The sequence below is a fragment of the Mucilaginibacter angelicae genome (assembly GCF_042434235.1).
Classification (GTDB): Bacteria; Bacteroidota; Bacteroidia; order Sphingobacteriales; family Sphingobacteriaceae; genus Mucilaginibacter; species Mucilaginibacter angelicae.
In genome coordinates, this window is the sequence record NZ_JBHLTS010000076.1 from 69,187 (window position 1) to 91,086 (window position 21,900).

The following is a 21,900-nucleotide window of genomic DNA, read 5'->3' on the forward strand; positions in this document are numbered from 1 at the left end:
TTAGCCTATATCCGCTACATAGCCACGCGGAGCAAAAAATAAAGCAATATCATGATCAATATTGGCTGTAGAACAGGCTTTGGATAATAATCATCATCCGGGAATGATTTTTTAAAGAAATACTGGGTAAGTATCAATGCTCCTATAATGCCTATTACTATGTTCAAGCCGGCCAATAACAATATGGCTTTAAGTTGCTCCGGGGTTGGCTGACCTCCTTTTGAAGCTATGTTTAAAGCATCTACAACAAACTTCAGATTAATACCCGAGTAGGCGACCGCAAGATTTGATCCATAAAAAAATACAGCCATAAAAGCTATTACCGGCGGGATAGCCCTTTTGTAACCTGCGCTGTATAAATTAATGATAAGCAATACGCCGCCAAATATAAAATTGAACAGCGAAAACCAAAATATAGCACGCTTTGAATATATATCTACGTAATCGTCTTCTTTATAGCTTTCCTCTTTGTTTTCGTCAAATTCCATGGCTCAAATGTAAAACTAATCTTACTGAATTAAATTACTTATCATCATTTTTGCAGGGTGTCAAGTCCCGATCATATCCGTCAGTCATTTCCGCACGAGCCAACAAGCCAGCAAACGGAACTTTTTAGCAAGCTGCATGCTTTTTTAAAAAGCACCGAAGGCGATGAATGCTTTATTCTGAAGGGCTATGCAGGCACCGGAAAAACAACCATAGTAGGGGCATTGGTAAAAGCGCTCAGGTATTATAACTATAAAGCGGTGCTGTTGGCGCCGACAGGCCGGGCGGCTAAGGTTATTACCAATTACTCGGGGCGCAAGGCTTTTACTATCCATAAACGCATCTACCGTAAAAAATCGGCTTTAACTATTGATGATGGCTTTGCCCTTGCCGATAACCTGGCCAGCGATACGCTTTTTATTGTTGATGAGGCTTCCATGATCTCGGATGAAGCCATGGGCAGCAACCACGTTTCATTATTATTTGATTTGCTCAGATACGTTTATAACGATAAAAACTGTAAGCTGATATTGGTAGGTGACACGGCCCAGCTACCACCTGTAGGTGCCGATAACAGCCCCGCGCTTGATGAGCAGGTGATGAACGGCAAGTTTGGCATCACCATATTTAAATATGAGCTTACTGAGGTGCTGCGTCAGCAAAAAGATTCGGGCATATTGTTTAACGCCACCAATATCCGCGACCTGATCCGGACGGAAACCATTGAGCCGCCTAAAATTGTTACCAAAGGCTTTAAAGATGTTTTCAGGATGACGGGTGAGCGATTGCCTGAAGGATTGGAGTACGCTTACCGCAAATATGGTTATGATCGTACGCTTATCATTTGCCGCTCAAACAAAAACGCCAACCTGTATAACGGGCAAATCCGCAACCGTATTTTGTACCGCGAAGAGGAGCTTACCGGCGGCGATCAGATCATGATTGTAAAGAACAATTACTTTTGGCTGCAGGATAAGGATGAGAACAGTACAGCATTTATAGCCAATGGCGATATTGCCCGGATAGTAAAAGTGCGCCGTACCGAGGATATGTACGGTTTTCGTTTTGCCGATGTGCAATTGGAATTTATTGATTATGCCGAAGATCCCACCCTTGATTGCAAGGTTCTGCTCGATACCCTTTATGCCGATTCGCCTGCGTTGAGCCAGGACGATCAGAAACGGTTTTACCAGGAAGTAATGAAGGATTATGAGCATTTACCCAATAAAAGGGCTATGCACAACGAACTGAAGCTTAATCCATATTATAACGCACTACAAATAAAATTTGCCTATGCTATTACCTGCCATAAAGCCCAGGGTGGGCAATGGGATGCCGTTTTTGTTGACCAGGGCTACGTAACCGACGAAATGATCAACATGGATTTTTTGCGCTGGTTTTATACAGCGCTTACTCGCGCCACTACCGAACTGTTTTTAGTTAACTTTGATAACAGGTTTTATAAGTTAAAGGAAGAGTAATTAATAAAGACTCTTGCATTTTTTATTTTTAAATAATTGACAATTAGTGTTTTAATTGCTATTATTATACAATTAAAAACAGCATTATGAACCTAAACTTAAAGCTTGAACGCAAAATCAAAACCCAACAATCAACTATTGGCGAATTATCAATAAATGGTTTATTTGAATGTTTCATACTGGAGGATGTCGACAGGGGACTGAACAGCAAAATGACGCTTGCTCAAATCCAATCGATTAAGGTTCCGCACAAAACCGCTATCCCTGCAGGAACTTATAATATAGTTAAATACTTTAGTCCAAAGCACCAAAAATACTTGCCATTATTGGAAAATGTGCCGGGCTTCACCGGTATTGAGATTCATGTAGGCAACTATCCAAAGGATACAGATGGTTGTTTGCTTCCGGGTAAAGACAAAGGCGCTGATGAGGTGCTACATAGCATAGAAGCTACTGAAATATTAAAGGAAAAAATTTTCAAAGCGCTTCAGGAAGGTAAGGTAGTAGTTATCGAAGTTGTTTCAATCATTGAAACGATTGAAACAACTTAATTAAATGAAGTAAAAAGTATCAAAAATGCATCGTATTCCTGTCCTCACAGGGACTATCACACAGGGCCCTGAGGTTCACTGCATTAAACATCTATTGGGATATTTAGAACGCCGAACTTACATGGTGCAGACATGACAGGTCTCGTAGATGACCTTGATGAAAGGTTAAGTAATTATGTCAAATGACAGTCTCACCAACTTCTCAAAAATGATTGGTTGCCGGCAGCGTGATGCTGAATGTTGATCCCTGTCCCTCGGTGCTGGTAACATTGATGATGCCTTTATGCTTTTCAATAATCTGGCGCACTATGCTCAAACCAAGCCCGGTCGACTTTTCGCCCCGTAAACCGGTTCGGCCTGCTTTTGAAAACCGGTTGAAGATCTCCGGCAGCATGGCGGCCGGGATGCCCATGCCATAATCCTGCACCTCTATAGTTACTACATTACTTTGTTGGGATAAGCGAATATCCACCCGATCCCGGTCTTTTGAAAATTTCACAGCGTTACTGATCAGGTTATCAATAACCCGGTGAAATTTTTCGTGGTTGATGCGCACATTAACCGCGCTTACCGAGCTGATCAACAGTATATTGACATTGTTTCTTTGTTGCAGGTTCCATTCGTTTACAATGTTATTGAGCCATTGGTTAAGCTCAATATCCTGGGTTTCAAAAACCGCAATATTCTCGTTTCGGGCAGCCTCAAGCAAATCGCCAATAATGCTGCGGGCTTTTACGCATGATGCCTTCATCATATTAATGTTATCCTGTGTTTCTTCATCAATATCATCAAGTTCCATCATCATAGCAATTGATTCAACCGCAGCTATCGGGTTACGCAGGTCGTGGGCAACCATACCTAATACCTGGTTTTTAAACTCACTTGCTTTCTCTATTTCGGTGTTTTTTTCGCGGATCTCGATTACCTGCAGATAGTAGTTAGCTTTATAGGTAAAAAAATACCTGGAGATAAAATAAAAGCCGGATATCAGGATAGCCGAGATCAACTGGTTATACAGCATATCAGTAGCCGGCGTTTGGCTGTAAAATAGCAGGGAAGTAAAAAAAAGCTCAACGGCTACAAGCAGCAATACGGTTTCATAGTATTCAAAAACAACAATCACGCTGATGAGGCTTAGCGCTACAAGATACAAGGTAAGTGCATTGCTTGGATCGGATGTGGCGATAAAGCTTGAATACATACCACACACAATTATATAAAGCGCAAACAAAAACACAAGCAGCGACATGCCTGTTGTAGCTTTTTTATGCCTTTTAAAACCAACTATAAAAAGGTTACTGGCTATTAAAAAAACCGGGGTGATAACAATGAAAACCCAGTTGCTGGAGTTAAATTCGGGAAAGTTTTGTGCTTTGGTTAAACTAACCGGGAATACAAGGTAAAGGATGCGGATAATTACGTTAAGCAGCAAGAATATCATACTTGCCCCCCTGATAGCTACCAGGTTTTGGTAAGTATAATGATCGCGGTATTGCGATCTGTATTTTATTGGAAGACTGTTAAAAAAGAAATGGGTATTCACCTGCTTTTACGGTATAGATTATAGCAAAACTATGAAATTATTTTTCTTTAATGTAACATAAATATGACAAAGTGCCATTCGGTTTTGTAATTGAATGACATTTTTTCACTATAGGTTAAATGGCAGGTAAATTGATCACAGCTAATCACTATGAATTTTAACAACTTTACCATAAAAGCTCAGGAAGCCGTTCAAAAGGCATCTGAAATTGCTGTTGGTAACCAACAGCAAGCAATTGAGACCGCACATCTGCTTAAAGGCTTATTGCTGGTTGATGAAAACGTAATTACCTATTTATTAAAGAAACTAAATGTTAACCTGAACAGGTTAAATGATACTTTAGATGCACAGATCGCATCGTTCCCCAAAGTAAGCGGGAGCAATGTATATCTTTCGTCTGAAGCAAACTCGGCTTTGCAAAAAGCTTCCGGATATTTAAAAGAATTTAAGGATGAATTTGTATCGGTTGAGCATTTGCTGTTAGGCATTTTGGCAGCCGGTGGTGCGGTGAGCACTATTTTGAAAGATTCGGGCGTTAATGAAAAAGACCTGAAAAAAGCCATCGTAGAATTACGTGGCGATAGCAAAGTAACTGATCAAAACGCCGAAGCTACTTACAATGCCCTTAACAAATATGCCCGTAACCTTAATGAATACGCAGGCTCGGGCAAGCTGGACCCTGTTATTGGCCGCGACGATGAAATTCGCCGGGTTATCCAGATCCTTTCGCGCCGTACCAAAAACAACCCGATATTGGTTGGTGAGCCAGGTGTTGGTAAAACAGCCATTGCCGAAGGTATTGCCTTCAGGATCATTAAAGGCGATGTGCCTGAGAGCTTGAAAACCAAGGTAGTGTATTCATTGGATATGGGTGCGCTGATTGCGGGTGCCAAATACAAGGGTGAGTTTGAAGAACGATTAAAAGCCGTTATAAAAGAAGTTACTCAAAGCGATGGGGAGATCATCCTGTTTATTGATGAGATCCATACGCTGGTAGGTGCTGGCGGGGGAGAAGGCGCTATGGATGCGGCCAATATCTTAAAACCGGCCCTGGCACGTGGCGAGCTTCGCTCAATTGGTGCAACCACACTTAACGAGTACCAGAAATACCTGGAAAAAGATAAAGCCTTAGAACGCCGTTTCCAAAAGGTTATGGTTGAAGAACCGGATACGGCTGATGCCATATCTATTTTACGCGGGCTGAAAGAACGCTATGAAACCCACCACAAAGTGAGGATTAAAGACGAAGCGATCATCGCCTCTGTCGAAATGTCACAACGCTATATTTCCGACAGGTTTTTACCTGATAAGGCTATCGACCTGATGGATGAAGCTGCTTCAAAGCTTCGTTTAGAAATGGATTCGGTACCGGAAGTGGTTGATGAATTGGAGCGTCGCATCATGCAGCTTGAAATTGAGCGTGAAGCTATCAAACGTGAAAAAGACGACCGTAAGGTTGCCGAACTAAGCGAAGAGATTGCCAACCTGTCGCAGCAGCGCGATTCGTTACGTGCCAAATGGAAAGGTGAAAAAGACTTGGTTGACGGTATCAACACCAAAGTTGAGCTGATTGAAAATTATAAACTGGAAGCCGAACAAGCCGAACGCGCCGGTGATTATGGCAAAGTGGCCGAATTACGCTACGGCACTATAGTAGAAGCCCAGGCCGAAGTTGAAAAGCTTAAAGCCGCCCTGCTCGAAAATCAGAGCGACAGCCGGATGTTGAAAGAGGAGGTTACTGCCGATGATATTGCCGGTGTGGTAAGCCGCTGGACAGGCATCCCTGTAAGCAAAATGATCCAGAGCGAACGTGAAAAGCTGCTTAACCTTGAAGCCGAGTTGCATAAACGCGTGGCCGGGCAAGAGGAAGCTATTGAGGCAATAAGTGACGCTATCCGCCGCAGCCGTGCAGGTTTGCAGGATAAGCGCAGGCCAATTGGCTCGTTCATATTTTTGGGTACAACCGGTGTAGGTAAAACCGAGCTGGCAAAGGCTTTGGCCGAGTACCTGTTTAATGACGAAGCCGCGTTGGTACGGATAGATATGAGTGAATACCAGGAACGGCATGCTGTGTCAAGGTTAATAGGAGCGCCTCCGGGCTATGTTGGGTATGATGAAGGCGGGCAGTTAACCGAGGCCGTACGCCGCAAGCCTTACAGTGTGGTGCTGCTTGATGAAATTGAAAAAGCCCACCCCGATGTATTTAACATCCTGCTGCAGGTTTTGGATGATGGCCGCTTAACCGATAACAAAGGCCGCGTGGTAAATTTCAAAAACACCATCATCATCATGACATCTAACATCGGTTCAAACATTATCCAGGAAAACTTCCAGAACCTGGAAGATGAAAACAGGGATGAACTGATAGCAAAAACCAAAAACGAGCTGTTTAACTTGTTAAGGGCAACTATTCGTCCGGAGTTTTTGAACAGGATAGATGAGATTATCATGTTTACACCGCTTAACCGCGAAGAGATTCATGACATTGTTAAGCTTCAGTTTAAGCAGGTACAGCAAACCCTTGCAGAAATGGGTGTTACCATTGATGCTACCGATGAAGCTTTGGATTGGCTGGCCCAGTTAGGTTATGATCCGCAATTTGGTGCACGTCCGTTAAAACGTGTGATCCAGAAAAAGCTTTTGAACGAGCTGAGTAAACAGATCCTGGCAGGGACGGTAGATAAAGACAGCACTATTAAAATTGATATGTTTGATAACAATTTTGTGTTCCTGAATACACCGAAGGTTGCCGAAGCAGCTAAGTAAAAATCAACAATTAATAACTCTATATATAATGAAAAGAGCGTTCTACGGGGCGCTCTTTTTTTATGCATTCCTGAAAACCATAACCCATCTATAAGTTTAAACACATTTATTTAATGATATGTTAACGAAATAGAAATGCCTACGAATTAACTTTTATACAGTTTTACCGTATAATTTAATATTATTAACTTATACATTAAAACCTAAAAAATCATTATGTTAAAACTTAATCTACGCATGTGGGTATGTGCCGCTGCCGCAACCTGCATGTTGGCAAGCTGTCAAAAAAATGGCCAGATGCCTGCATTAAAAGATGCTGATCAAACTGCTACAAGCACAAAAACAATCAAAACCTTAGCCGTGTCCTTAACACAAGGTTTTGAGGTTGGCTCAACCAGTCCTAAAACCGCTTATGATGTATCGCCAAGCGGTTCATCAAGCGGCGACAATGTTACCTTATCAGGCAATTCATGGAATATGTACGATGCCCTGATCGGCAACCTTGCTGCCGACCAAAGAGCTGGTTCATGGAGCGCCCGCGTACGCAACACAGGTAAAATCACCATGCTGTTTGATGTTACTACCGGTATCAGCACAGTTACCATAAAAAGCGCCACTTATAACGGCGACAGCCCAAGCACATGGGGATTGTTCTACTCAATTAACGGCGGTTCGTCATGGGCTCAGTCGGGTTCTGCAATTACCACTACAGCAACATTAACAGTTTCAACCTTTACAGTTACACAAACCGGCAATGTACGTTTAGAGATCCGTAAACTTACCGGTGGCACAAACCGCATCAATATCGATGATATCACCATCAATGATAACGCAGGTGGTGGTACGGGTGGTGGCGGCACAGTACTTACAGGCAAAAAATTCCTGTTTGATGCAAGCCATCTTGAAAATGCAGGTAGCGCCGACTGGCAGATAGACGCCGACGGTACCGAAGCTGTGCCAATTTATACCGGCGGTACAACTACCGAAACCAAAGCACAACGTATCCCAACGCCATCATACACAGGTATTACTTCAACCACTGCCGAAACTTATTGGAAGGGCGCCCTTTCATCATGGGCTATAGAACTGGTAAAACGTGGTGAGCTTGTTGAAACACTGCCTGTAGGCACAGCAATTACCTATGGTGGCGGCGGAGCCCAGGATTTGAGCAACTATGACGTATTTATCGTTTGTGAACCTAACCGTTTATTCACTGCTGCCGAAAAAACAGCCCTTATGAACTTTGTGGCAAATGGCGGCGGCTTATTCATGGTAGCAGATCATACTGCAGCAACAACTGCAGGTACTGATGCTAATGGTTATAACCCATCAGATCGTGACGGCGATGGCTATGATTCGCCAAGGGTATGGAATGATTTGATGACCAATAACGGTATCAATAACAATAACCCATTCGGCTTTAACATTAACTACGTTGATATTAACGAAAGCCCGTCTACCAACGTTTACACCGGCTCCAATGCTGATGCCCAAAAAGTATTGAACGGTGCGGCCGGTACGGCTTCAAAAATGGCTTTTTACGATGGTTCAACAGCAACTTTGTTCCCGGCCAATAACTCAAGCGTACAGGGATTATTCTGGCGCAACAGCGCTACCAATGGCGGCAATGCCAATGCCATGGCATTATTGGCAACCTATGGAAGCGGTCGTGTAGTTTGGATTGGCGATAGTTCAGATGCTGATGACGGCACCGGCGATACCGGCGACAGCTTGTTTAACGGCTGGTCGGGCGATTCACCGTCGGGCTTTACATCACACCCTGCATTTCACCTGAACGCTTCATTATGGCTGGCTAAAGCCCAGTAAATATAAACAGACCTTTCCCCGAAAGGGAGAATTTCAATTTGTTAGTTTAAGTCCTGTTGCCGGTGGCAACGGGACTTTTTTATATCCCTGCTTCAAACAAGTTTGTTGCTTTTGTAGTTATGATAATAAAAGGTGACAATGAGGTCATCATCTGTTTACCTGTACAAAAACATCACCATGAAAAATTATGAAACCTTAGTGGATGCCACTAACGACCTCCTGAAGAGAGGATATACAGCCAACCTGAGCCTTGATGGCGATACGATTGATGATAAAGAAAAAGATATCCGCATGACCGCAGATGATTTTGAGATCGACGAGTTTTATCGCTTTGAAGGGGCAAGCAACCCCTCGGATATGTCGATAGTATATGCGGTATCATCATCAAAATATAATTTAAAAGGCGTACTGGTAAATGCCTATGGGGCTTATGCCGATGACAGCTCATCGGCTTTGGCTGCCAAGCTGCACCACGGCCAGGTAAGCCACAATCTGCATGGCGAAGACAGGCCTACGGCCTAAGTCAAGTCGAAAATCTTAAGTTAAAAGTCGGTAACAAATATTTCTGTAGGGACAGCGGGATATTTGTTGCTGGCTTTTGGCTTTTAAAAAAACAAGCCTTTTCAAAGTCTCCCCTTCAGGGGAGATTTAGAGGGGCTTAACTCCTTCATCATTTTCCTCCCTGCCGATTGGATAGCTGCTGTACCATTACGCATTAAAAATTCAAGCTGTGCAGGCAGTTCATCGGCCACCCAGGGATACCGGTATCGCAAATTGAGCAAAGCCCATCCGGCAAATACTTTCACTGCTATTTTTACTTTTGGATTTATCATCCAGTCAAAAAGCTGTTCAACAGCAGGCTCAAGCTCAAGGCTGTTCAGCTTTTGTTTGACGGGCGATTGCTCTTTTTCTTCAGTTGCGTGCATCAGTATTTTGGCATAATGCCTTTGGCAGCCGGGATTGGTAACCTTTGGTAAACGTTGAATAAAATATTCAAGGTTATTGGTAAAAACCTCAGGGTCTTTCAAAAACATATTTTCCAGGAGCCATGCCGCACGGAAGGCGAGAGGCTTATCGGGGTAAAAGGTAATGTCAATCAAATCGCGCAAATCAAACCGCTGTTCCGTTAAAATGCGGCTCAACTCAAGCACCTTAAGTTTGCCTATGGTATTCGCTATTTTTTGGGTAAGTTCGTCGCGGGTCATTGGTAGCCTAAAAGTAAAAAAATACTGATGCCTAACCTAAAACACTTGTTCGTTTTTGGCATTCACTTTCAATGTCGTCAAAAGTTATACATTTGCTATCCGTATTAACAATTTAATAGATACATGGTTAAATTCAACCGATTTACACTTGACAATGGCCTCAGGGTTATTGTACATGAAGATAATACTACACCAATGGCCGTGCTCAACATTCTGTATGATGTTGGCGCACGCGATGAAGATCCTGAACAAACCGGTTTCGCCCACTTGTTTGAACACCTGATGTTCGGCGGGTCAGTAAATATTCCTGTTTATGACGAGCCATTGCAAAGGGTAGGTGGCGAAAATAACGCCTTTACCAGCAACGATATCACCAACTATTATATCACCCTGCCATCGGCTAACCTGGAAACTGCGTTTTGGCTGGAGAGTGACCGCATGCTAAGCCTTGCTTTTAGCGAAAAAAGCCTTGAAGTGCAGCGTAACGTGGTTATAGAGGAGTTTAAACAACGCTACCTGAACCAGCCTTATGGCGATGTTTGGTTAAAGCTTCGTCCGCTGGTTTATAAAAAGCATCCTTACCGCTGGGCAACCATCGGCAAAACCATTAAACATATTGAGGATGCCCGGATTGAAGATGTAAAAGCCTTTTTCAAGAAACATTACAATCCGCAAAACGCCATCATGGTAGTAGGCGGCAATATAACAACCCAGCAGGTAAAAGAGCTTTCAGAGAAATGGTTTGGCCCTATTCCTGCAGGTGAAAAATATCACCGCAACCTGCCGCAGGAACCGGAACAACAGGAAGCCCGCCGCGAAACTGTGACTGCCAAAGTACCGCTCAATGATGTGTACATAGCTTTTCAGATGGGCACCCGTACGGATGATGATTATTATATAGTTGAACTGCTTTCTGATGTCCTTTCACGGGGCAATTCATCACGGCTGTACAAATCATTGATCAAGGAAAAACAGATCTTCAGCGAAGTGCATGCCTACATTACCGGCAGTTTGGATAAAGGCATATTTGTATTGGAAGGTAAACCGCTTGAAGGCATCAGCGTTGAACAGGCAGAAGCTGCTTTATGGGAAGAGCTGGAGAAAATAAAAGCAGAAGAGATCCCCGCAGATGAACTTACCAAAGTTCAGAACAAAACCGAATCAACAATGATATTTTCAGAAATGTCATTATTAGATAAGGCGATGAACCTGGCCTCATTTGAACTGCTTGGCGATGCCGACCTGATCAATCATGAAACAGCGAGATATCTTGCTGTAAGTGCTGTACAGGTAAAAGAACAAGCCAATAAACTGTTCAGAAAAGATAATTCATCAACGCTTATTTATTTAGCAGAGAAGTAACAGAAACTTGATTTATTGGATTTTGGGATTAGCCTGATCTGTTGAATTTATTCGGATCATGAAATCTTTAAATCATGCAAATCAAGGCCAAACATTATTCACATGATCAACAGAAAATTAGCTCCAGAATTCAGGGCTATCGATAATATTAGCCTGATTAAGCCGGAGCATCAGCAGCTTGGCAATGGCGCCAACATTTTTTGCTTTAACTCGGGCGACCAGGAATTGGTACGTATAGAGTGGATTTTTGGTAACCTTAGCTTTGATCCGGCAAAGCCCTTGCTTAATATGGCTGTAAACTCCATGCTTACAGATGGTACCACAACTTTAACCGCTGCACAGATTGCCGATAAAATTGATTTTTATGGCGCTTTCCTGCAGGTTGATTATGGTTACGAAAACTCGCAGGTTACATTGTATAGCTTAAACAAGCACCTGCACCACACATTGCCGGTTATTGCTGATATCCTGAACAATTCCATCTTCCCCGAAAAAGAACTGGAGACTTTTAAACGCAACCAACAACAAAAACTACAGGTTAGCCTGCAAAAAAATGATGTAGTGGCGCGCCGCCTGTTTAACAGGGCAGTTTATGGAGATACCATTTTTGGTTATGCTGCGGAGATGGCCGACTACCAAACCCTGCAGTATGATGATATACTGGCGCATTACAAAAATATGTACCAGCCATCAAATTGCACTATCATTATAGCCGGTAAAGTTGAACCTGAAACGCTAACACTACTTACTGATACATTTGATAAAAGCTGGGAAAATACATCAGGTAATGCTATTATAACCCAGCCGGATATTAAAGCCGCAACCGATCTGTTTTATTTTACAGAAAAACCGGAAGCATTGCAATCGGCAATCAGGATAGGCACACCCATCATCAATCGCTCGCACGAGGACTTTCAGCCCTTACAGGTTTTAAATACGGTATTCGGTGGCTATTTCGGCTCAAGGTTAATGGCTAATATCCGCGAGGATAAAGGATATACCTACGGCATAGGCTCAGGGCTGGCCTCATTTAAACAAGGCGGCTCATTTTTTATAGCAACCGAGGTTGGGGCAGACGTTTGCAAACTTGCCGTTACCGAAATTGAAAAAGAAATAAACCTGCTGAAAACTGAACTGGTACCAGAAGCAGAACTATCATTAGTACGTAATTACATGCTTGGCTCATTACTGGGTAGCCTGGAAAATGTATTTTCACATGCCGACAAGTTTAAAACTATCTATTTTGCAGGTCTGGATTATGATTATTACGACAGGTACGCGGCTACTGTAAAAAACATAACTTCAGATAAGCTGATCCAACTGGCTAATACCTATTTTAATTTCGATCAGTTTTATAAAGTCATAGTAGGTAAGTATTAAGCCCCACCCAACCCTCCCCGGATGGGGAGGGCTAAAAGATAAAAAGTCTCCCCAACCGGGGGAGATTTAGAGGGGGCTACCAATTATCATCCCAAGGCAATTTTAAATAAATCCGAAATCGAAATTCCGAAATCCGAAATATTTTATTACCTTTGCCCGGCAAATAATAACTCCAAAATAATTATTTGCTATGCAGTTAGACCCATCAAAATTTGTTGCCGAAGGATTAACTTACGACGACGTTTTATTACTCCCGGCTTATTCAGAAGTTTTACCGCGCGAAGTAAATACCAGTACTTACTTAACTAAAAACATCCGGTTAAACATTCCTATTCTTTCGGCCGCTATGGATACTGTTACCGAGGCTGATCTGGCTATTGCCCTTGCACAGGCAGGTGGTATAGGGATCTTGCACAAAAACATGACCATCCAGGCTCAGGCCGACGAAGTGCGCAAGGTGAAACGCTCAGAGAGCGGCATGATCCAGGATCCTGTTACATTATTGGAAGACGCACTGCTTGCAGATGCTTTCCAGATCATGAGGGAATTTAGCATTGGTGGTATCCCGGTTATTGATGCAGATCATAACCTGAAAGGTATTATCACTAACCGCGACCTTCGTTTCCAAAAAGACATGAGCGTTCCTGTGAGCCAGGTAATGACCAAAACAAACCTGATTACTGCCCCTGAGGGTACTACCCTGGGTGATGCTGCCAACATATTGCAAAGTAATAAAATTGAGAAACTGCCTGTTGTTAATAAAGATGGGAAACTGGTAGGCCTGATCACTTATAAAGACATTCAAAAAGTTAAAAACTTCCCTAACGCCTGTAAAGACGAATACGGCCGTTTACGCGTAGGTGCTGCCGTTGGTGTAGCTGCCGATAATATTGACCGTGTAACAGCCCTGGTTAACGCCGGTGTGGATGTAGTTACTGTTGATACCGCTCACGGCCATTCAAAAGGAGTTATTGATATGGTTAAGGCAGTTAAAAAGCTTTATCCTAACCTGCAGGTAATAGCCGGTAACATTGCCACCGGCGATGCAGCTATCGCCCTTGCAGATGCCGGTGCCGACGCTGTTAAAGTAGGTATTGGCCCCGGCTCTATTTGTACTACCCGTATCATTGCCGGGGTAGGTGTACCACAGTTATACGCGGTATATGAGTGTGCCAAAGCCCTTGAGGGCCGTGGCATCCCGGTTATTGCCGATGGAGGTATTAAACAAACCGGTGATATTGTTAAAGCTATTGCTGCCGGCGCAAGCTCTATCATGGCCGGTTCATTGTTTGCAGGTGTTGAAGAATCACCCGGCGAAACTATCATATACGAAGGCCGTAAATTTAAATCATACCGCGGTATGGGTTCGGTTGAAGCTATGGCTAAAGGTTCAAAAGACCGTTATTTCCAGGATGAAACCGACGTTGTAACCAAACTGGTGCCTGAAGGCATTGTTGGCCGCGTACCATTTAAAGGCAGCATGGCCGAAGTAATATTCCAGTACATCGGCGGTTTACGTGCAGGTATGCACTATTGCGGTGCTGCTAATATAGAAGACCTGCAACGCGCCAAATTTGTACGTATAACTGCTGCCGGTATGCGTGAAAGCCATCCGCACGATATTACAATCACTAAAGAAGCACCTAACTATACGAGCAGGTAATTCTTAATATAAACTGCATAAATAAAGAGCCTGAAAATACATCAAACGTAAGTTTACCGTATTTTCAGGCTCTTTTGTTTTAATTGCTTTACTGGCCGGGAATAGATGATGACTTTGAAATTAAGCTGTTGGATGTGATAATTTTTAAGGCCTGGTCGTAATTGAAACCTACTTTAACAAGCGCATCAAAATATTCTTTATTTAATTTGGCTATTTCGGCTATTTTACCGGGTTGCTTATAGTAGGCAAGCTGAGCATCAAGTACTGATTTTGCCATGGATGCGTACATCGGGCCCATCGCATTCATTGCTCCCATCATTCCATCTTTAACATCAGGCTGTTCATCAGCTCCCGAAGCCAGATAAGGAGAACCTCCATTCGGACCGGTTATTTTAACATCTGTAATGTATGCTCTTTGTTTTACCAGGCTTACATCATAAAAGTTAAGGAAAGTAATTCCGTCTTTTTTATATCCTGCTCTCTCAATAATATCGATAGACTTTGTATCAGCAGGTATCTTTTTAAAATATACTTTAAAAGAAAGCCGTTCTCCTGCCTTTGTAAATACGTGTTTAGCAGGCACTATAGCTATGTTTTCTGATTTGACATAATTATAGTGTTCATTGCCCTGATCTGTTTGTATGTAGATCTCTTTATTGAGCTGTACCCATGCATTATCAGCGTTAGCAATATAATCAAAAGTTACAATGGTAAACTGCCCATCAGTTTCTATTTTGGCGATTTTAGCGTTGGCATCATCAGCCTGATCTACCTGAGGACTTACAATGTTTTGGGAAAAGGCTGAACCTGTAATCAGTAATAAAACGATAAGTGTTAAGGTTTTTTTCATTGGATATCTTTTTTCTAAATATAAATAAATATTGATGTCGCTATGATGCAATTTGCAGATAACAAAACCTTAACAGGGCATTAAACAAATTTTATTATAATTGAGCATGAAAGCTATCTGTGTATTCTGTGGCGCTAATTTTAATGGCGACCCTATGTTAAAACAAGCCATTGATCAACTGGCCGAAGTAATGGTGAGCCGTGATATTTCCCTGGTGTACGGCGGCGGCAAGGTTGGTGTTATGGGTTTAATAGCCGATGCTGTGCTAAGCAGGGGAGGAAAGGCAATAGGCGTTATTCCGCAATTTTTAATGGATAAAGAAGTTGGGCATACAGGCTTAACCGAACTGCATATTGTTAAAAATATGCACCAGCGCAAAAAAATGATGAATGACCTGTGCGATGGGATTATAACCCTGCCGGGTGGTTTAGGCACACTTGAAGAATTTTTTGAAGTACTAACCTGGCTGCAATTAGGCTTACATTCATCGCCGGTGGGCTTGCTTAATGTAGGTGGTTTTTACGATCTGCTGCTAAAGCAATTGGATTTAATGGTTGAACAACGTTTCCTGAAACCGGCCAACCGCGACCTGATCATAACCTCGGCCGATGCTATCGAATTGGTAAACCTGATGGATAGTTTTAACGCCAGGCCGGAAGAAGTTTGGTTCAAAAACAGGAACCTGACTTAGCCTTTACTTTACAACAGATAACTTCATACTTAAAAGTAAAAACTGGCATATTGATTTACTTTGTTAAATTTGTTTTTAGCCTAAAGTTAAGTCACATGAAAAAAGCTATTGTTGTTTTTATACTCCTGCTCATTTGCCCTGTTGCCATTTTTGCCCAGATAACGCTTGATATCAAACATAAAAAGGTTAACGAGCTTGTAAAGCTGGAAACAGCAAATAAGAGCATTCCATTTAAAATTGAAACGCAATACCTTATTGGCCGTAATGTAGCACAACCCATAGTTTACCGCCGTAAAGAAAAGGATAGGAAGCTGCCGGATTTATTAGTGTATTATTTTCCGTTAAAAACAGATTCATCCATTTACGAGGTACTTTATGAATGGGACGAAACGAATTTTACTCACCAGGCTTCTAAACATTCAGTTGATAGCCTTCAATCGTTTATTAAAAAATACCAGGAGCTGCTTGCGTTGGTAAAAAAACAATTTGGCGAAGGAACAACTACAGGCAGTTTGAATGACCTGGCACAAACAGATAGTGGTAAGTTTGATCGGAAGGATAATTTTAGCAGGGATAGCGTGGAAGTTGAAATGTATGTAACGTTATCAAATAAATATTTAAAACAGGGAAATGTTACAATAACCCCAACTCAGAGGATAAGGCTTTATGTTAAAAACAGTAATACAAATGAAGGCTCTCCTAAGCTTGACAAACAGAAGGTAATTGAAGCGGATAAAAAAGTTAAGCTGTTTTTAACCGCATTAGCAGCCGGTAATTTTGATGAGGCAAGGAAATACATAGCCAAACAAATAGCAAGCCAGGTAACAAACGAGCAGTTGACTGCATTGCAGAAGGAAGTAAAAGATGATAAGTGGGAATTGAGTACTACAGGTGTTCAGTTAACGTTGGGTAATACCATATGGGGTAATTTACGATATCGGCGTACCGACGATAAAGCACAACCGCCAACGGAAATACTTAGTATTACTATCGACGAGAACTATGAAATAATGGGGATGAGACCATTAAAACTAAAATAATATTAATATAGCTGCCTATTCGGCATCAGGTAATGTGACGGTCAGAATCCATAGGGCCGTAGCTTTATTAGGTAATTCTTCCTAAATTACCGGTCCCATCTAAAAACCAATTATGAATATCGAATTCAATAGAAATGAAGATATTAATAAGCAGCTTGTTTATGAGCTAAACACCCGGCTTAACAAAGTACACCAGGGCGGCGGCGAAAAGGCAGCAGCCAAACAAAAAGAGAAAGGAAAAATGCTTGCCCGCGAAAGGGTGGCTTACCTGATTGATAAAGATAAACCATGGCTGGAGATTGGCGCTTTTGTTGCCGATGGTATGTACGCCGAGCATGGTGGCTGCCCATCCGGAGGCGTTGTTTGTGGTATTGGATATGTATCAGGGCGGCAATGTGTAGTTGTAGCTAATGATGCTACAGTAAAGGCCGGGGCCTGGTTTCCGATAACGGCTAAAAAAAACCTGCGTGCCCAGGAAATAGCTATTGAAAACAAATTACCCATCATTTACCTGGTCGATTCGGCAGGGGTTTATCTGCCTTTGCAGGATGAGATCTTTCCGGATAAGGAGCATTTTGGCCGTATTTTTCGTAATAATGCTATCATGAGCAGTATGGGGATCATCCAGATTTCGGCCATTATGGGTTCCTGTGTAGCAGGAGGCGCCTACCTGCCTATCATGAGTGATGAGGCTATGATAGTAGAAGGTACGGGCTCTGTTTTCCTGGCAGGATCATACCTTGTAAAATCGGCCATTGGCGAGGATGTGGATAACGAAACTCTCGGCGGTGCAACCACCCATTGCGAAATCTCCGGCGTTACCGATTATAAGCAGCCTAACGACAAAGCCGCGCTTGATTCTATCCGCAACATCATGAGCATGACCGGCGATTATACCAAAGCTGGTTTCGACCGGATCCAGCCATCAGCTCCGAAGCTCAGCGAAAAAGAAATCTATGGCATATTGCCCGATAACCGGGAGAAAGCTTATGATATGATGGAGATCATCCTCCGCCTGCTGGATAACTCCGAATTTGAACCTTATAAAGAAGGTTATGGGCAATCTATTATTTGCGGCCTGGGCCGTATTGATGGCTGGGCCGTAGGGATTGTGGCTAATCAGCGTAAGGTAATTAAATCAAAAAAGGGGGAGATGCAGTTTGGCGGGGTGATCTATTCTGATTCGGCCGATAAAGCAACCCGTTTTATCATGAATTGTAATCAAAAAAAGATCCCGCTGGTGTTTTTGCAGGATGTTACCGGCTTTATGGTAGGCAGCCGCTCAGAGCAGGGCGGGATTATAAAAGACGGCGCTAAAATGGTGAATGCGGTAGCAAATTCAGTAGTACCCAAATTTACCATTGTTGTGGGAAACAGCTACGGGGCCGGTAACTACGCCATGTGCGGCAAAGCCTACGATCCGCGATTGATCTACGCATGGCCATCGGCTAAGATCGCGGTAATGGGAGGCGGACAAGCAGCTAAAACCCTGTTACAGATCCAGGCGGCAGGTCTCAAAGCCAAAGGCGAAGAAGTAGATGCTGTAAAAGAAGCCGAATTGCTAAAACAGATAACAGACAGGTATAACGCCCAAACAACCCCTTACTATGCCGCAGCCCGGCTTTGGGTTGATGGGATCATCGATCCGCTCGAAACCCGCAAGGTAATATCAATGGGTATTGAGGCGGCTAATCATGCGCCAATTGAAAAGGCCTTTAATGTAGGTGTGATACAGACGTAGCTTTTAGTGATTAGAGGTTGGAGATAAGAGGTTAGTAAAAAAGCCCGATGCACAAAGTGTTTAGAGATAATATATAGATAAACCGTCATTGCGAGGCACGAAGCAATTGCGAACTTTACAGGGCGGACCTGCCTGTTGGGGATTGCTTCGTGCCTCGCAATGACGGTTGTGAGATTTTATTTTCATCTTGCGCTCGTTTGTAACGAGCGCTTAATCTGGGTTTGCGATTGTAACGCAAACTAAACTATTCCCTATGCCTCTTATGCTTTTTCTTCGATGATTTTGAAGAAGAAGTGCTTTGTTTATCCGATGATTTTTTCTCATCAGCTTTAGCAGGTTGATTATTAGAAGCTTTATTGCTTACATCTGTAGAATCCTTGCTCAGCTGCTTTACGGTAAATTCATTGCCGCGTAAGCCATATTCCAGCTGGCGTTTAGCGCCCGAAGGTTTTACCTCTTTACCTGTGCCGTTGAAGATTGGAAACTCCCGCATCAACTTACCATCCCTGATATAAAAGTTATCATTACCGCGGTAACCTTTGCGTTGTGAACTGGTCAGCTTTGGAAAATCGAGCTTATTGGCTTTGCTGTTATTATCGTTAAACTCAAAGGCGTAGATGGATGTATAATTGGCTGTATCCTTTGATTTTGCCTGGATCAGGATCTCCGGGTTACCATCCACATCCATATCCGAATTGTAAACATCAATGATAGCGCCATCAAGATCACCGGTTGTTGTGGTATATTTTATAGCCGACGAATCCGAGTGTAATATCATGAAGGCCCCGGCTTCTTCAGCACCGCGGCCCCAACTTAAAACGTCATAGCTTTGCCCCGGCGATACCTCTATTAGTTTGTGAAACCTGAAAGGCGCCATCAATTCCGGCTTTTTAGGTGCCGTAGGAGCGGCAGGCGTTTTTGTTTCCGGCCTGCCGCATCCTGCCATTAATGCGCCCATCGCAAACGCAAAAAGGTAAAACCTGTTAGTCATATATGTTATATAATTCTGCTTAGTTATATAATGTATCCGGTGTTAGCTCGGCTTTTGCTTTACCAGGCGCAGTAATAAATACCTTTAACGCTGCAGGACCGGTTCCCTGGTCAAAATATTTTACGGTTACTTTATGGTAGCCTTTTAATAAAGGTGCAGCACCCATCTGCTCGTTCATAGTGTGTTTTCCGTCATTATCAACCACCGGCTGATCGTCAATCAACAATACTGAACCACCTGCAGATGACGTTGCGAAGCCATAAACACCATCGGCATCAATATTAATAAATCCTGCATAAATTACACCGTATTTGCCTTTATTTTTTCGCAGATCGGCCGTATTGAAGGTTTTGGTCACGCCGCTGTCGGCAGGCATTACGCCAAGCTGGTTTGTACTGGTATAAAGTCCCGGATAAACCTGGTATTTAAGGCCGGTTGCTGTACCTGTATAATTAACGGCAGCCATTGGTGCTTTATTATAAATTAAGGTACGGGTTACGTTGCTCCGCTTGCCCGATGGGGTGATTACAATGGTTTGTAACTCCCGGTATTGGTCAGCAGGCACATCTAAATTCAATGGAATAGTGTAAATCAGGTCTGTTTCGCGCGGAGTATAACCGTCAATAGTGTAATGAACTTTAGCACCTTCAACTGATGGTTTCAATACGGCTGTCAGCATACTGCCTATCATTACAGTGTCTTTTGCACCGATAGCGGTTGGCACATGGTAATCAAAACCATTTTTATCCAACCACGCTAAATGGCCTGGCAAACGGGTATCGGCAAAATCAGTATAGTTTTTATTAGCCAACGGTGACCATGCCACTTCCGAAAGGGCTAAAAGCCTTGGCAGCAGCATAAATTCAACTTTAGCATCGGTAGGGATATATTCCGTCCATAAGTTGGCCTGTACGCCTTTAATGTACTTCTGTTCTTCGGGCGATAATGCTGATGGAGTAGGGTCATAACTGTAAATTTTTGACAATGGTTCGTTACCTCCAATGCTCAAAGGTTCCTGGCTCGGTTTACCCTGCCCGTGATCGATATACAAACCATGGCTCCCGGGGGTCATGATCACATCATGTTTTTGTTGTGCCGCAGCAATCCCACCTTCTTCACCTCTCCAGCTCATTACAGTAGCATTAGGGGCAAGGCCACCTTCCAAAATCTCGTCCCAGCCTATGATGCTGCGGCCTTTTGAGTTTACAAATTTTTCAATGCGTTGTATAAAATAGCTTTGCAACGCGTGCTCGTCTTTTAGCTTCAGCTTTTTAATCAGCTGCTGGCAAAAAGCCGAATTTTTCCAGGCATCTTTAGGAGCTTCATCGCCGCCAATATGGATATATTTACTTGGGAAAAGTTCCATCACTTCGGTTAAAACATCCTGCAAAAAGGCAAACGTTTTTTCGTTAGGGCAGTAAATATCATTGAATACTCCCCAGGTTTCGGCTGGTTTATAAGTTTTTGACGGATCGCAGCTTAATTCAGGATATGCAGCGAGCGCAGCCTGCGAGTGGCCCGGCATTTCAATTTCGGGTACAATGTTAACGAACCTGTCTGATGCATATTTTACAACCTCGCGGATCTGATCCTGTGTATAAAAGCCGCCGTAAGGAGTGCCGTCAAACTGTTGCGGGGTACGGTCGCGGTAGCCGCCGATCAGCGTTTGCGCACGCATGCTGCTGATTTGGGTTAATTTGGGGTACTTCTTTATCTCAATACGCCAGCCCTGATCTTCAGTAAGGTGCCAGTGAAAGGTATTCAGCTTATAAGCAGCCAGCAGGTCGATGTATTTCTTAACCATTTCTACCCCAAAAAAGTGGCGGCCAACATCAAGCATAGCACCCCTGTAACCAAAACGCGGATAATCTTCAACCTGTACGCATGGCAGCTTAATGGTAGCAGCATGTTCGGCAGGCATCAGTTGAAGCAGTGTTTGTACACCGTAAAACAATCCGGCCCCTTTACCTGCAACAATAACCTGTTGGGGGGTAATGGTTAAACGGTAGCCTTCGGCAGGTAAACCCTCTGTACCGGTGGCTGTAAGGGTTATAACGTTTGTGCTTGCACCGCTTTTGGTAACAACGGGTTTATTATAGGCCTGGTTGTTAGCCAGGTAATCTTTAAAAAATACTACAGCTTTATTCGAAGGTGTATCCGCCTGAATGGTGGTTGCCTGGCTCAAAATAAATTGACCGGGATTTTTTTTCAACGAAACAGGAGCGGGGATAATGCCCAGGTTTGGGTTGGTATCCTGCGCGTTCACGGTGGTGGTACACACTGCAAGCGCGGCAAGCAGTATCAAAAAAGCATTTTTGTACAT

17 protein-coding genes are annotated in these 21,900 nt (G+C 43.1%); 11 read left to right on the forward strand and 6 right to left on the reverse strand.

Features of this window, described 5'->3' with window-relative positions:
* Positions 1 to 14 precede the first annotated feature (14 nt).
* Positions 15 to 488: a hypothetical protein gene (locus ACFFGT_RS26550; RefSeq protein WP_377025538.1), complete on the reverse strand. Its 474-nt coding sequence runs from the start codon at positions 486 to 488 to the stop codon at positions 15 to 17.
* A 57-nt stretch (positions 489 to 545) separates the two neighbouring features.
* On the opposite strand from ACFFGT_RS26550, the gene ACFFGT_RS26555 reads away from it, so the two are divergent.
* Together ACFFGT_RS26555 and ACFFGT_RS26560 are read left to right on the forward strand one after the other, a co-directional pair.
* The gene (locus ACFFGT_RS26555) at positions 546 to 1,967 is read left to right on the forward strand and encodes an ATP-dependent DNA helicase (RefSeq protein ID WP_377025539.1); all 1,422 of its coding nucleotides are present in this window, start codon (positions 546 to 548) and stop codon (positions 1,965 to 1,967) included.
* A gap of 86 nt (positions 1,968 to 2,053) precedes the next feature.
* Positions 2,054 to 2,518 (forward strand): DUF5675 family protein, encoded by a 465-nt coding sequence (locus ACFFGT_RS26560; RefSeq protein WP_377025540.1) that lies wholly within the window; start codon positions 2,054 to 2,056, stop codon positions 2,516 to 2,518.
* A gap of 202 nt (positions 2,519 to 2,720) precedes the next feature.
* On the opposite strand, the gene ACFFGT_RS26565 is transcribed toward ACFFGT_RS26560, so the two are convergent.
* Complete coding sequence (locus ACFFGT_RS26565) at positions 2,721 to 4,061, reverse strand: sensor histidine kinase (RefSeq protein WP_377025541.1); 1,341 nt, start codon at positions 4,059 to 4,061, stop codon at positions 2,721 to 2,723.
* 150 nt (positions 4,062 to 4,211) lie between these two features.
* Here ACFFGT_RS26565 and clpB point away from each other — a divergent pair, with 150 nt between their 5' ends.
* The 3 genes from clpB (at position 4,212) to ACFFGT_RS26580 (ending at position 9,176) form a co-directional block, all read left to right on the forward strand.
* Entirely contained in the window at positions 4,212 to 6,827 is a 2,616-nt protein-coding gene (gene clpB / locus ACFFGT_RS26570) for an ATP-dependent chaperone ClpB (protein ID WP_377025542.1), read from the forward strand.
* Positions 6,828 to 7,043: 216 nt separating this feature from the next.
* Positions 7,044 to 8,654, forward strand: a complete 1,611-nt coding sequence (locus ACFFGT_RS26575) for a hypothetical protein (protein ID WP_377025543.1) — start codon at positions 7,044 to 7,046, stop codon at positions 8,652 to 8,654.
* Positions 8,655 to 8,792: 138 nt separating this feature from the next.
* Complete coding sequence (locus ACFFGT_RS26580) at positions 8,793 to 9,176, forward strand: phosphoribosylpyrophosphate synthetase (protein WP_377025544.1); 384 nt, start codon at positions 8,793 to 8,795, stop codon at positions 9,174 to 9,176.
* A 101-nt stretch (positions 9,177 to 9,277) separates the two neighbouring features.
* Here the strand turns inward: ACFFGT_RS26580 and ACFFGT_RS26585 are convergent, their stop codons facing one another.
* A complete protein-coding gene (locus tag ACFFGT_RS26585) occupies positions 9,278 to 9,859 on the reverse strand; it encodes a HEAT-like fold family protein (protein ID WP_377025545.1) in 582 nt (193 codons plus the stop codon).
* Positions 9,860 to 9,982: 123 nt separating this feature from the next.
* On the opposite strand from ACFFGT_RS26585, the gene ACFFGT_RS26590 reads away from it, so the two are divergent.
* The 3 genes from ACFFGT_RS26590 to guaB all read left to right on the forward strand — a co-directional run bounded on the left by ACFFGT_RS26590 (position 9,983) and on the right by guaB (position 14,264).
* Positions 9,983 to 11,221 (forward strand): M16 family metallopeptidase, encoded by a 1,239-nt coding sequence (locus tag ACFFGT_RS26590; protein WP_377025546.1) that lies wholly within the window; start codon positions 9,983 to 9,985, stop codon positions 11,219 to 11,221.
* Positions 11,222 to 11,323: 102 nt separating this feature from the next.
* Positions 11,324 to 12,601, forward strand: a complete 1,278-nt coding sequence (locus ACFFGT_RS26595; RefSeq protein WP_377025547.1) for a M16 family metallopeptidase — start codon at positions 11,324 to 11,326, stop codon at positions 12,599 to 12,601.
* A 190-nt stretch (positions 12,602 to 12,791) separates the two neighbouring features.
* Entirely contained in the window at positions 12,792 to 14,264 is a 1,473-nt protein-coding gene (gene guaB / locus ACFFGT_RS26600) for an IMP dehydrogenase (RefSeq protein WP_377025548.1), read from the forward strand.
* A gap of 88 nt (positions 14,265 to 14,352) precedes the next feature.
* Here the strand turns inward: guaB and ACFFGT_RS26605 are convergent, their stop codons facing one another.
* Positions 14,353 to 15,114: a hypothetical protein gene (locus ACFFGT_RS26605; protein WP_377025549.1), complete on the reverse strand. Its 762-nt coding sequence runs from the start codon at positions 15,112 to 15,114 to the stop codon at positions 14,353 to 14,355.
* 106 nt (positions 15,115 to 15,220) lie between these two features.
* Here ACFFGT_RS26605 and ACFFGT_RS26610 point away from each other — a divergent pair, with 106 nt between their 5' ends.
* The 3 genes from ACFFGT_RS26610 to ACFFGT_RS26620 all read left to right on the forward strand — a co-directional run bounded on the left by ACFFGT_RS26610 (position 15,221) and on the right by ACFFGT_RS26620 (position 18,586).
* Entirely contained in the window at positions 15,221 to 15,805 is a 585-nt protein-coding gene (locus ACFFGT_RS26610; RefSeq protein ID WP_377025550.1) for an LOG family protein, read from the forward strand.
* A 95-nt stretch (positions 15,806 to 15,900) separates the two neighbouring features.
* On the forward strand, positions 15,901 to 16,845 hold the full coding sequence (locus ACFFGT_RS26615; protein ID WP_377025551.1) for a hypothetical protein: 945 nt from the start codon (positions 15,901 to 15,903) through the stop codon (positions 16,843 to 16,845).
* A 112-nt stretch (positions 16,846 to 16,957) separates the two neighbouring features.
* The gene (locus tag ACFFGT_RS26620; protein ID WP_377025552.1) at positions 16,958 to 18,586 is read left to right on the forward strand and encodes an acyl-CoA carboxylase subunit beta; all 1,629 of its coding nucleotides are present in this window, start codon (positions 16,958 to 16,960) and stop codon (positions 18,584 to 18,586) included.
* A 244-nt stretch (positions 18,587 to 18,830) separates the two neighbouring features.
* On the opposite strand, the gene ACFFGT_RS26625 is transcribed toward ACFFGT_RS26620, so the two are convergent.
* Entirely contained in the window at positions 18,831 to 19,577 is a 747-nt protein-coding gene (locus tag ACFFGT_RS26625) for a hypothetical protein (protein ID WP_377025553.1), read from the reverse strand.
* Positions 19,578 to 19,596: 19 nt separating this feature from the next.
* Positions 19,597 to 21,900 carry a family 20 glycosylhydrolase gene (locus ACFFGT_RS26630; protein ID WP_377025554.1) on the reverse strand — a complete coding sequence of 768 codons (2,304 nt, stop codon included), beginning with the start codon at positions 21,898 to 21,900 and terminating at the stop codon, positions 19,597 to 19,599.